The 12,335-nt window shown below is 67.0% G+C and carries 9 protein-coding genes; 3 read left to right on the top strand and 6 right to left on the bottom strand.

The genetic code is table 11. From position 1 onward, the window contains the following. Positions 1-30: 30 nt before the first annotated feature. From nirB to BJ987_RS11940, 3 genes are all read right to left on the bottom strand, one after another. The gene (gene nirB, locus BJ987_RS11950; protein ID WP_209888219.1) at positions 31-2,568 is read right to left on the bottom strand and encodes a nitrite reductase large subunit NirB; all 2,538 of its coding nucleotides are present in this window, start codon (positions 2,566-2,568) and stop codon (positions 31-33) included. Between the two features lie 29 nt (positions 2,569-2,597). Continuing rightward, on the bottom strand, positions 2,598-4,046 hold the full coding sequence (locus tag BJ987_RS11945; protein ID WP_209888217.1) for an MFS transporter: 1,449 nt from the start codon (positions 4,044-4,046) through the stop codon (positions 2,598-2,600). 266 nt (positions 4,047-4,312) lie between these two features. Continuing rightward, the gene (locus tag BJ987_RS11940) at positions 4,313-5,461 is read right to left on the bottom strand and encodes an MFS transporter (protein ID WP_209898229.1); all 1,149 of its coding nucleotides are present in this window, start codon (positions 5,459-5,461) and stop codon (positions 4,313-4,315) included. Between the two features lie 227 nt (positions 5,462-5,688). Here BJ987_RS11940 and BJ987_RS11935 point away from each other — a divergent pair, with 227 nt between their 5' ends. Continuing rightward, a complete protein-coding gene (locus BJ987_RS11935) occupies positions 5,689-6,360 on the top strand; it encodes a FadR/GntR family transcriptional regulator (RefSeq protein ID WP_209888214.1) in 672 nt (223 codons plus the stop codon). A 169-nt stretch (positions 6,361-6,529) separates the two neighbouring features. After that, positions 6,530-8,014, top strand: a complete 1,485-nt coding sequence (locus BJ987_RS11930; protein WP_209888211.1) for an MFS transporter — start codon at positions 6,530-6,532, stop codon at positions 8,012-8,014. Between the two features lie 76 nt (positions 8,015-8,090). Here BJ987_RS11930 and BJ987_RS11925 read toward each other — a convergent pair whose 3' ends face one another. The 3 genes from BJ987_RS11925 to BJ987_RS11915 form a co-directional block, all read right to left on the bottom strand. Beyond that, the gene (locus BJ987_RS11925; protein ID WP_209888207.1) at positions 8,091-8,942 is read right to left on the bottom strand and encodes a TIGR02569 family protein; all 852 of its coding nucleotides are present in this window, start codon (positions 8,940-8,942) and stop codon (positions 8,091-8,093) included. A 55-nt stretch (positions 8,943-8,997) separates the two neighbouring features. Further along, complete coding sequence (moeZ, locus tag BJ987_RS11920; protein ID WP_209888205.1) at positions 8,998-10,191, bottom strand: adenylyltransferase/sulfurtransferase MoeZ; 1,194 nt, start codon at positions 10,189-10,191, stop codon at positions 8,998-9,000. A gap of 115 nt (positions 10,192-10,306) precedes the next feature. Further along, the gene (locus BJ987_RS11915) at positions 10,307-11,425 is read right to left on the bottom strand and encodes a DUF3152 domain-containing protein (protein WP_372446852.1); all 1,119 of its coding nucleotides are present in this window, start codon (positions 11,423-11,425) and stop codon (positions 10,307-10,309) included. Positions 11,426-11,633: 208 nt separating this feature from the next. On the opposite strand from BJ987_RS11915, the gene fasR reads away from it, so the two are divergent. Beyond that, positions 11,634-12,323 (top strand): HTH-type transcriptional activator FasR, encoded by a 690-nt coding sequence (fasR, locus tag BJ987_RS11910; RefSeq protein ID WP_209888199.1) that lies wholly within the window; start codon positions 11,634-11,636, stop codon positions 12,321-12,323. Positions 12,324-12,335 lie beyond the last annotated feature (12 nt).

The following is a 12,335-nucleotide window of genomic DNA, read 5'->3' as shown; positions in this document are numbered from 1 at the left end:
CCGGCGTCCTGTTTCTATGGGGTTAAGCCGTCATTTCCCGGGCGTAGCTACTGGGATTTGTGGCGTACCCAACAGCACCGGCACCTTCCGCTCGCCGCTGTCGTCGAACGAAATCGTCGGATCGGCCTCCGCGGGGGCGTTGACGAAGGACACGAAGCGCGACAGCTTCTCCTCGTCGTCGAGCACCGCGGCCCACTCGTCCCGGTAGCCGTCGACGTGCTGGGCCATCGCGGCCTCCAGATCCGCGGCGATGCCGAGGCTGTCCTCGCAGATGACCTGCTTGAGGTAATCCATGCCGCCCTCGAGCGCTTCCTGCCAGGGCGCGGTGCGCTGCAAACGATCAGCAGTCCGGATGTAGAACATCAGGTAGCGGTCGATGTAGCGGATCAGCGTCTCGTCGTCCAGCTCACCGGCCAGCAGCACCGCGTGCTTCGGGGTGAGGCCGCCGTTGCCGCCGACATAGAGGTTCCAGCCGTTCTCGGTGGCGATGACGCCGACGTCCTTGCCCCGCGCTTCCGCGCACTCGCGGGCGCAACCCGACACCGCCAGCTTCAGCTTGTGCGGGGAACGCAAACCGCGGTAACGCTTTTCGAGCAGCACGGCCATGCCGACCGAGTCCTGCTGACCATAGCGGCACCAGGTGGACCCGACGCAGGACTTCACCGTGCGCAGCGACTTGCCGTAGGCGTGACCGGATTCCATGCCCGCTTCGACCAGCCGCTTCCAGATCAGCGGCAACTGCTCCACCCGCGCGCCGAACAGGTCGATGCGCTGACCGCCGGTGACCTTCACATACAGGCCGAATTCCTTGGCCACCTCACCGATGGTGATGAGCTGCTCGGCGGTGACCTCGCCGCCGGGCATCCGCGGCACCACCGAGTAGGTGCCGTTCTTCTGCAGGTTGGCCAGGAAGTGGTCGTTGGTGTCCTGCAGCGCCGCCTGCTCGCCGTCGAGGATGTGTTCGCTCGAGGTCGAGGCCAGGATGGAGGCGACGGTGGGCTTGCAGATATCGCAGCCGGATCCCTTGCCGTGCTTGGCGATCAGCTCGGAGAACTTGCGGATGCCGGTCGACTGCACGATGTGGAACAGCTCGGCGCGCGACTGGGAGAAGTGCTCGCACAGCGACTTGGAGACCTCGACACCGGACTGCTCCAGCAGCTTCTTGAGCATGGGAACGCAACCGCCGCAGGAGGTTCCGGCGTTGGTGCAGCTCTTGATGGCCGGCACGTCGCAGGCGCCCTCGGCGATCGCGCCACAGATCGAACCCTTGGAAACGTTGTTGCAGGAGCAGATCTGGGCATCGTCGGGCAGCGCGTCCGCGCCGAGTTCCGCACCCGCCGGGGAGATCAGCGCCGCCGGATCGGCCGGCAGCGGTGAACCGACCAGCGGCCGCAGCGCCGCGTACGCCGACGCGTCGCCGACCAGGATGCCGCCCAGCAGGGTCTTGGCGTCGTCGGAGACAACGAGTTTCGCGTAGGTGCCCTTGGCGGCGTCGTGCAGCACGACCGACAGCGCGCCCTCGGTGGCGCCGAAGGCGTCACCGAAACTGGCCACGTCGACGCCGAGCAACTTCAGCTTGGTCGACAGGTCCGCGCCCGGGAATTCGCCTGCGCCACCGAGCAATCGGTCCGCCACGATCTCGGCGGTGGTGTAGCCGGGCGCGACCAGGCCGTAGCAGACGCCCTCGATCGCGGCGACCTCGCCGACGGCGTAGATGTTGGGGTCGGAGGTCCGCAACCCCAGATCGGTGATGACACCGCCGCGCGGACCGACTTCGAGCCCGGCGGTCTTCGCGATCTCGTCCCGCGGACGGATACCGGCGGCGAATACCACCACCGCGGCCCGCACCGCGGTCTCGTTGGAGAGGGTCACCTCCAGCCGTTCCGCGACCGGGGCATCGTCCACGACCGCGATCGCCGAGGTGCCGACGCCGGTGTGCACGTGCAGGCCCAAATCGGTGACCAGCTTCTCCAGGATGGCGCCGCCACCCTCGTCGACCTGCACCGGCATCAGCCGCGGCGCGAACTCGACCACGTGCGGGGTCATGCCGAGCATGCGCAGCGCGTTGGCGGCTTCCAGGCCGAGCAGACCACCACCGACCACGATGCCGACCGCGCCCGGCCCGGCGGCCTCGGCCGCGGCGCGGATGCCGTCCAGGTCCTCCAGGGTGCGGTACACGTAGCAGCCCTCGGAGTCGTGGCCCGGCACGGGCGGCACGAACGCGTACGAACCGGTCGCGAGAACCACCGCGTCGTAACCGATCACGTCACCGGTGGAGGTGGTGACCTTGCGGGCGTCCCGGTCGATGGCGTCGGCCTTCACGCCCAGGCGGAGGTCGACCAGGTCGTCCCCGTCATAGGTGTTGCCTTGCAGGGCAAGCTCTTTCGGATCCCATGCCCCGACATAGGACGACAGTCCGACCCGGTCGTAGGCGGGCTGGGCTTCCTCGCTGAGCACGACGACCTGCCACTGGCCGGCCTCGTCGCGGGCACGCAGGGCTTCGACGAAACGGTGCCCGACCATGCCATGGCCGACGACCACCGCGGTCTTGCGGGATTCGTTGTTCATGAGGTGTCCTCCGGGGATGGGATCGGGTGTCAGGCGCGGGCCGACGAGCTGGACGAGGTGCTTTCGGCTTCGAGGACCAGGGCTTCGGCCTCGGCGACGATGTCGGAGTCGGTGGCGGTGGGCCGCCGCAGGAAGACCAGGTAGACGACCGCGGCGCAGGCCACGTAGAAGGCCATGAAGACCCAGAAGGCGGTGGTCGCGGAGCTGGTCGAGGCGTAGGAGGAGCGCAGCACCAGGTTGATGCCGACGCCGCCGAGCGCGCCGATGGCGCCGACGAAACCGATGAGCGCGCCCGAGCAGTTCTGCGACCAGGCGGCTCGAGCCGACTCGGGCAGATCCAAGCTGCGGGACTTGGCGTCGAAGACGGACGGGATGATCTTGGTGACCGCACCGTTGCCGATACCCGAGAGGATGAACAGCGCGATGAAACCCGTTACCAGCGCGGCCATTACGCCGCCGCTGGGCACGCCGCCGTTGCTGTCGCCGACCGTGCTCGCCGCGACCACCAGGACCGCCGCCGCCATCATCGCGCCGAAGACATAGAGGGTGACTTTGCTGCCGCCGACCCGGTCGGCCCACTTACCGCCGTACGGGCGGGCCAGCGAACCCAGCAGCGGACCGATGAACGCGATCTGCGCGGCGTGCAGCGCGGCCTGCGCGGCGGTGTCGCCACCGGCCTTGAAACTGATCTGCAGCACCTGCCCGAAGGCGAAGCTGTAGCCGATGAACGAACCGAAGGTGCCGATGTAGAGGAACGCGATCGCCCAGGACTGCGGCACCTTCAGCGCCGAGACCATGTAGGACAGGTCGGCCTTCTGGTTGGTGAGATTGTCCATGTACAGCGCCGCGCCCAGACCGGCGACCGCCACGGCGACCAGGTAGATCGCGCAGATCAGCGAGGCGTAGTCGTTGCCCAGGGTGGCGATCACCAGCAGGCCGATCAGCTGGATCACCGGCACGCCGATATTGCCGCCGCCCGCGTTCAAGCCGAGGGCCCAGCCCTTGAGGCGCTGCGGGTAGAAGGCGTTGATATTGGTCATCGAGGAGGCGAAATTGCCGCCACCGAAACCGGCGAACGCCGCCACGATCAGGAAGGTGGTGTACGAGGTGCCCGGCTGATTGATGAAGTACAGCGTGAGCAGCGTCGGGATGAGCAACAGCAGCGCGGAGAAGACGGTCCAGTTGCGACCGCCGAACTTCGCCGTGGCCACGGTGTAGGGGATGCGCAGGACCGCGCCGGTCAGCGTCGGCACCGCCATCAGGAAGAACTTCCCGGCCGCGTCGATGCCGTACTTGTCGGTGGGCATGAACAGCACCATGACCGACCAGATGGACCAGACGGAGAACCCGACGTGCTCGGCGATCACGGACCAGATCAGATTGCGCTTCGCAATGTTCTTGCCGCCGGCTTCCCAGGCGGCGACATCCTCGGCATCCCAGTGCTCGATGTTGCGGTTACGCGTCAGCGTGCTCAACAAGGGCCTCCCACTGTGTTCAACCCGAAAGATTCGGTTAGGCACAACGGTAGGAAACGGGTATTGCCGGAATGTCGCCCTGAATTGCCGCTATATCAACGGTTGCTCACGTATCTCCGGTCAGCGGGGTGAGTTTCGCCGGAATGTTTCGGGCATGTGACACAAGGGTTTCCGCGGGTGAATAAGACCCGAAATCGAATGCGAAAGCCGGTGAGGTGTGACGCGCACCATCATGCGGTCACACCCACCGGCGCGCAACTCGTAGCGATTCAGTTCCAGGTGTCTTCGAGCATCTGCGGCTTGCAGGCCCGCCACGCACCGGCCAGCAGCACCAGCACCGCGACCACCAGCATCCCGAACGGGGCGGCCCAGCCGCCGGTGGCGGTGTGCAGCATGCCGAACAGCAGCGGACCAGCGCAGGCCACGGCGTAACCGACGCCCTGGGCGAACCCGGACAGCGCGGCCGAACCCTGCGAACTGCGCGTCCGCATATTGATCAGCGTCAAGCACATCGGGAAGGTGCTCGGGCCCAGGCCCAGCAGCACCACCCACAGCAGCGGCACGCTCATCGGCGCGATCAGCAGTCCGGCGAACGAGATGAAGAAGCACGCGGCGAAGGCGAGCACGAACGGGAAGGGGTTGCGCACCTTGGCCACCAGCGTCGGTGCGGTGAACGCCGCCGACAGGCCGACCAGCGCGAACAGCCCGACCATGGTGCCGCCGAAGGCGTCGCTGGCGCCCGCGTCCTCCAGGATGCGCGGCAGCCAGGCGAACATGGCGTAGGTGATCAGTGAGGTCATACCGAACATTCCGGCCATGCCCCAGGCCAGCGGCGAACGCCAGACCTGGCCCTTGGGCTCCTGCTCCGAGGGCAGCGCGGTGGTGTCGGCCAGATCGTGGCCACGCCGGGCGCGCAGCACCCAGATCCAGGGCAGCGCCGCCGCGAACCCGATCGCGGCCCACAGGCCGATCGAGATCCGCCAGCCGGACGCGTTGGCCACCGGTACCGCGATCAGCGCCGGGATCACCGTGCCGAGCTGCACCATAGTGATGTACAGCGAGCTGACGATCGCGAGCCGATCGGAGAAGTAGCGCTTGACCAGCGGGGGGATCACGACGTTGCCGATACCCATACCGGCCAGGGCGAGCGCGGAGAATGCCAGGAGTTCGCCGGTGTTCGGGACGACAGCCCGGATCAGCATGCCGGCGCCCGCCGTCAGCATGGCGAGCATCGCGGTGCGTTCGAGTCCGAATCTGCGCACCATGATCGGCGTGATCAGGCCGGACAGCGCGAACATGGCCGCCGGGACCATGCCGAAGACGCCGATGACGGCGGTCGAATAACCGATATCATCGCCGATCCGCTCGGCGAGCGGGCTGAACGCGGTGACCGCGACGCGCAGCGTGAGCGCGGACATGACGATCGCCAGCAGGACCAGCAGCCGTCCCTCGATCAGTCCACGGCGCGTTTTTTCGACTCCGTCGGCAGGCCACCCCGGACGCTGCTCGACCCGGTCGCTGCCGGGTCGAGGGGTCGCGGTTTCCGCGGGCACTGTGGTTTCCGAGAGAGTTGCTGTCACCCCGAAATCATAGGATGACCCGATGATAGGAGGCAACAGTTTGTGATGCGCGGTACTCTATTTCGGTGCAACCAGTCCGGCGCACCAGCCTCATTGCCCAGGTAACAGAGCAGCTGCGTGCCGAAATCCGTTCGGGGCGTTGGCCTATCGGCTCTCGGATCCCCACCGAACCGGAGCTCACCGAGCTCACCGGAACGGGTCGAAATACCGTGCGCGAAGCCGTCCAGGCGCTCGTGCACGCCGGCATGCTCGAGCGACGCCAAGGCTCGGGCACCTATGTGGTGGCCGCCTCGGAGGTCGGTGGGACGCTCGGCAAGTACTTCGCCGACGCGGAAGAGCGCGATGTGCTCGAACTGCGTCTGGCGCTGGACACCAACGCGGCCGCGCTGGCCGCGCGCCGGCGCGACGACACCGACATCGCGACGCTGCGCCGCCTGCTCGCCGAACGCAACGAGAACAAGTGGGACGAGGGCAACCACGCGGCCATCGCCGCCGACGTGGAACTGCACCGCGCGATCGTGGTCGCCAGCCACAACGCGGTGTACGTCGAGTTCTACGATTCGCTGTTGCCGATCATCGAGCAGGTGATCCGGGCGCGGACCTCGAAATCCGACGACTCCTATGACGCCGAGCACATCGAACTGGTGCAGGCCGTGATCGATGGCAACCCGGACGCCGCGGCGCAAGCCGCACGCTGTTTCCTCGCCGCGCTGATCGCGGAATATCCCGACCGCTGAAATTCCGACTGGTCCCGTATTCAGAACCGTAAGTAACCAACTGGTCACCGACGCCGTTTCCCCCATGTGAGTCGGATTTGCCGGGAACGTCACCGAAGGCCATGGGGACGCAACAACCGGCTTCTACCTTTTGACTCGACCCACCAGCGAGGCGATCGAGAGGAAGCCGATGACTGCCACAGTTGCTGCCACCGGCCAGCAGTCGGAAACCCCCGGATTCGAGCACCAGAAGCGCGGACGCTGGCTCGAACACTGGGACCCCGACAATACGAAATTCTGGGAATCCGGCGGCAACAAGACCGCCCGCAAAAATCTGCTCTTCTCGGTATTCGCCGAGAATCTGGGCTTCTCGGTCTGGGTCATCTGGGGCACCGTCGTGACCAGCATGGGCCTGGCCGGCTTCGATTTCCTGGCCGGGCTCGGCAAAGGCGATCCGGTCGCGGTGAGCAACGCGCTGCTGCTGACCTCCACCCCGACCCTGGTCGGCGCGGCCCTGCGCATTCCCTACACCTTCGCCATTCCCAAATTCGGCGGACGCGCCTTCACCGCGTTCAGCGCGGCGATGCTGCTCATTCCGACCCTGGGTCTGGCCTACTTCGTGAACCAGCCGGGCACACCCATGTGGGTGTTCATGGTGCTGGCGGCGCTGGCCGGTTTCGGTGGCGGCAACTTCTCCTCGTCGATGGCCAACATCTCGTTCTTCTTCCCGGAAGGGAAAAAGGGTGCGGCCCTGGGCATCAACGCCGCGGGCGGCAATCTCGGCGTGGCACAGACCCAACTGGTGCTGCCGCTGCTGATCACCCTGGGCACGCATCTGCTGGCCAAGGATCCGGCCGGTTACCGGTTCGGCATCACGCTCTCGGTGCTGGTCTGGGTGCCGTTCATCCTGATCGCCACCTTCGGCGCGCTGCGCTACATGGACTCCATCGCCACCGCCAAGTCCGACGGCAAGTCCTACAAACTGGCGCTGACCAACCGGCACACCTGGGTGATGTCGTTCCTCTACATCGGCACTTTCGGCTCGTTCATCGGCTTCTCCTTCGCCTTCCCGACCCTGATCAAGGCCAACTTCCCGCACCTGGCCCAGATCGGCTGGATCACCACCCTCGGCAATCTCGCCTTCCTCGGCGCGTTCGTCGGCTCGTTCAGCCGGCCGTTCGGCGGCTGGGTCTCCGACAAAGTCGGCGGCGCGAAGATCACCGTCTTCGTCTTCGGCGGCATGTCGGTGGCCGTCGCGCTGATCATGGCGGCGCTCGAGCTGAAGAGCTTCCCGCTCTACCTGGCGGCATTCCTGATGTTGTTCGTGCTCACCGGAATCGGCAACGGCTCCACCTACCGGATGATCCCGTCCATCTTCTCCGCCGTCGCCAAGAAGCACGCCTCCGAACACGGTATGGAAATCACCGATGCCCTCGCCTCCGCCAAACGCCAAGCGGGCGCCGCGATCGGCGTCATCGGGGCGATCGGCGCCTCCGGCGGCTACCTGCTCCAGCAGGCACTTCGCTTGTCCAACATCAACTTCGGCAGCATGAACCCGGCCTTCTGGGCCTACGCCGTCGCCTTCCTCGTGATGGCCGGCGTCACCTGGTTCTTCTACCTGCGGTCCTCGTTCGCCATCGGCCGAGTCCCCTCCCTGGCCTACGCCAACGTGTAGCCGCCGTAACAGACCGAATGCCGCACCGGGACAACAGGTCTCGGTGCGGCACTCGACTGTGTCGGGCAACCCTGCCCTACAGCATCAGCCGGACCATATCCGCGGTGCGGGCCAAGCCCGGGAAGGCTTCCGGGGTGGAGCGGGGATGGAGGGCGTGCACGGCGAGGCGGAACATCACTGCGCGCAAAAGCATTTGGGGCCATTCGGGGAGCGCGCGCCAACGGTCCAGCAGACCGTCGTCGGCGCCGCCCCAGGCGAGGGCGTCGATGACGATGACGCCGGCGGCCCAGGCGGGCGGGCGCCAATAGGGGGTGATGTCGGAAAGGCCGGGGGTGAAGACACCGGCGAACAGGACAGTGCCGAACAGGTCGCCGTGCACGAGTTGCGGGGCGGCCTGGACGGGTTTGCGCAGGGTGGCCAGCTGGCCGATCAGTTCGATACTGCGCTGGCCGTCGGGAGTGGTGGTGGGGAGGGTGCCGCCGGCGCGCAGGCTGCGCAGCGGAACCGGCTCCCAGGCGGCACGGTCGGCGGCGACGAAGACGTCCACGTCGACCCACGGGGCGACGGGCGGCTGGACCAGGAAGCGGGGGCGTTCGAGTTTCGCGGTGGCCTGGTGCAGGCGCAGGGACACCGAAACCACTTCATCGTGACGGGGTTCGGGGGTGCCCTCGAGGTAGGTGTCGGCGCGCCAGCCGGACACGACGTAGCGGCCGTCGGTGGCGCGCACCGGGCGGGCAATCCGCAGCCCGTCGACCTTGAGCGTCTCCCGGATCTTCGCCGACCACGCCGCGCGGGCATGATCGGCGACCGGGCTGAGCACCACGTCACCGCAGCGCCAGCCACCGTCCCAGTCTCCCAAGGCAACCGGCGTCACTTCGCGCAGACCGAACGTGGCGCGCACGTGCTCGGGAGGTTCCACAGAAGTCACGGCCGTACGGTACCGCCGAGTTTGGTAGGACGCGCCGATGGCGCGCCCAAACCCACTAGTAAACCGGCAGGGAAGTATCGATCTGCTTGGCCCAGGCCAGGATTCCGCCCTGCACATGGGAGGCGTCGGCGAAGCCCGCCTGCTTGAGCGCGGCCAGCGCTTCCGCGGAACGGATACCGGTCTTGCAGTGCAGCACGATCGGGCGGTTCTGCGGCAATTCCGACAGCGCCTCCCCGGAGAGGATGCGGTCCTTGGGGATCAACTTCGCGCCGTCGATGTGCACGATGTCCCACTCGACGGGTTCGCGGACGTCGATCAGCTCGATCTCCTTGCCCGCGTCGAGCAGTTCCTTCAGCTCACGCGCGGTGATGGTGGAATCGGCCGCGGCGGCCTGCCCCTCCTCCGACACCACGCCGCAGAAAGCGTCGTAGTCGATCAGCTCGGTGATCGGCTGACGTTCCGGATCGCGGCGCAGCTTGATGGTGCGGTAGCTCATGTCGAGTGCGTCGTAGACCATCAGACGGCCCAGCAGCGGGTCGCCCATGCCGGTGAGCAGCTTGATCGCCTCGGTCACCATGATCGAACCGATGGACGCGCACAGCACACCCAGCACGCCGCCCTCGGCGCAGGACGGGACCATGCCCGGCGGCGGCGCCTCAGGGTAGAGATCGCGGTAGTTCAGGCCGCGGTTGTCCGGGGCGTCTTCCCAGAAGACCGACACCTGGCCCTCGAAGCGGTAGATCGAACCCCACACGTACGGCTTGTGCGCCAGCACCGCGGCATCGTTGACCAGGTAGCGGGTGGCGAAGTTGTCGGTGCCGTCGACGATCAGGTCGTACTGGGCGAACAGCTCGATCGCGTTCTCCGGCCCCAGCCGGATCTTGTGCAGGTTGACGGTGATGCCGGAGTTGATCTCCAGGATCGAATCGCGCGCGCTGTCGGCCTTGGAGCGGCCGATATCGGATTCCCCGTGGATGATCTGACGCTGCAGGTTGGAGGCGTCCACCTCATCGAACTCGACGATGCCGAGCGTGCCGACACCGGCCGCGGCCAGGTACAGCAGCGCGGGCGAACCCAGGCCGCCGGCGCCGATGACCAGCACCTTGGCGTTCTTCAGCCGTTTCTGCCCGTCCATCCCGAGATCCGGGATGATCAGGTGGCGGCTGTAGCGGGCGACCTCGTCCCGGGTCAGCTCCGCGGCCGGCTCGACCAACGGCGGCAAGGACTTTGCTGTACTACCCAAGGACATGGTCCGGACTCTCCTCGAATCGGTGGGCCTCGTAGCTCAGCGTGTGCAACGCCGGAAGCCGGGCCGTTCTTCCCGCCCTATCGTCCCGTACGGCCGTGCCACTGAGACACGGGGGTCAGCCCCGCGGATATGGCCAGGGATTGAACCGGCAGCGTTTGCCGTCCATCGGCACCACCCCGAACGGGTCCAGCGCCGCGATGTCGTTGTTCTTGGTGCCGAAGGTCTGCTGCATCATGATCGGCGCCAGCCCGCCGTCGGTCTCACACGGCTGATGCTGGTGATAGCCGATGGCGTGACCCACCTCATGGTTGATCTGGTACTGCCGGTAGGAGCCGATATCGCCCTCGAAGGCGAGCGCTCCGCGCACCCAGCGCACCTCCGACAGCAGCACCCGGCCGGAGTCGGCGTTGTAGCAGGAGGAATCGATCGGGATATCGAAGCCACAGGATTTGCGGGTGGTCTGGCGCGAAGTCAGCGAGATCCGGAAATCGGGACGGCCCTGGTCGATCCGGCGGAACCCGAACTGCTTGTCGTGCGACCAGCTCTTCGGATTGGCGAGGGTGGAGTCGACCATCGTCGCGACCGCCGTGTCGCCGCCGATGCCGGAGGTGTCGATGCCGTCCTCGATCTCCACGCTGTAGGTGAAGACGTTCGCGGCGTCGGCGCCGACTTCGGCGGTGCCCGGCACTACCCGCCAGGTGCCCGCGCCCGCGTCGGTGAACGCACCACCCTGGGGTAGCGCGCCGGTGGGCAGGTCGGTCGGGAACTGACCGTCGCCCGGCGGTGCGCCGATGATGCCCGCCGAGTCCGCCCGGGGACTCAGCGCGCCGAATCCCGGATTGCCGTTGCCCGCCGCGTCCGGGCCGCCGCGCACCGCGTCGACGACCACCAGCACGGTGACCACGGCCAGCACCGGCAGCGCGTAGGCCCGCCAGCCGTAGGTGGAGACGAACCGGCCCAACCGGCTCTGCTTCTTCACCACCCGGCCCGGACGGTGGGCGCGGTCCTTGCCTTCCTCGGGTGCGGTCGGATCCCAGCGCGCACGCAGCGGCTGATGGGATCGATCCGTCTGGTCTTGCGCTCCGGCCGGGTACAGGCCGAGCGGATCGTAGATCTCTACACCGTCGCGATCGCGCCGCGGTGGAGGTTCCGATGTGACGGAACCGGACGCGACGGAGCCGGGGCGGTGCGCGTCACGCCCGCCTCCGGACGGAGTTTCCGTTCGGTCGGTCACGGCTAACAGACTCTCACAGTGGGCAAGTCGGCATTGCCGCGAGTGCGAAAGACTCGCTACGAGAGGCAACACGGGTTCGCTGTGCGATATCTCATGCTGTAGCGGTTGTTGCCCAACCCCCCTCCGCGTGTGACCCACGACCGGGTATCGTTCAGGGGATACCCGGTGTACTACCCCTTCAGCCGGGGCTTCGACTGGGAGAGCCGAAATGACCGACCTCGTGGACCGGATGCCGTCCCGTAGATCATCGTCCGAGGCCATGGCACCTGCTAAACGCGGTACCAGGCTGCCCCGGGATGAACGGCGACAGCAGCTACTCCACGCGGCCAGTGAGGTTTTCGTGCTCCGCGGCTACCACGCGGCGGGCATGGACGAGATCTCCCAGTGCGCCGGGGTGAGCAAGCCGGTGCTCTATCAGCACTTCACCAGCAAACTCGAGCTGTACCTGGCGGTGTTGCAGAACTACGTCGACATGCTGGTGTCGAGCGTGCGCCAGGCACTGCGCTCCACCACCGACAACAAGCAGCGCGTGCGCGCCGCCGTCGCGGCGTACTTCGATTTCGTCGACAACGAAATGCAGGGCTTCCGACTCGTTTTCGAGTCCGACCTGACCTCCGAGCCGCAGGTACAGCGCCGGGTCGAGCAGGCCACCGAGGCCTGCGTAGACGCGGTCTTCGATCTGGTCGCGCACGACTCCGGCCTGGATCCGTACCGCGCCCGCATTCTCGCGGTGGGCCTGGTCGGCGCGAGCCAGACCACCGCCCGCTACTGGCTGGAAGCCGATCGTCCCATTCCCAAGGACGACGCCATCGACACCACCGTGACGCTGGCCTGGGGTGGCCTGTCGCACGTGCCGCTGCATCCGATCGACGGCGTGCCGCGCAGCCTCGGCTCCTGAGACCGCGAACGA

Origin of the sequence: Nocardia goodfellowii (genome assembly GCF_017875645.1) — a bacterium.
Taxonomy (GTDB): Bacteria; Actinomycetota; Actinomycetes; order Mycobacteriales; family Mycobacteriaceae; genus Nocardia; species Nocardia goodfellowii.
This window is presented reverse-complemented; position numbering and strand designations above follow the sequence as displayed.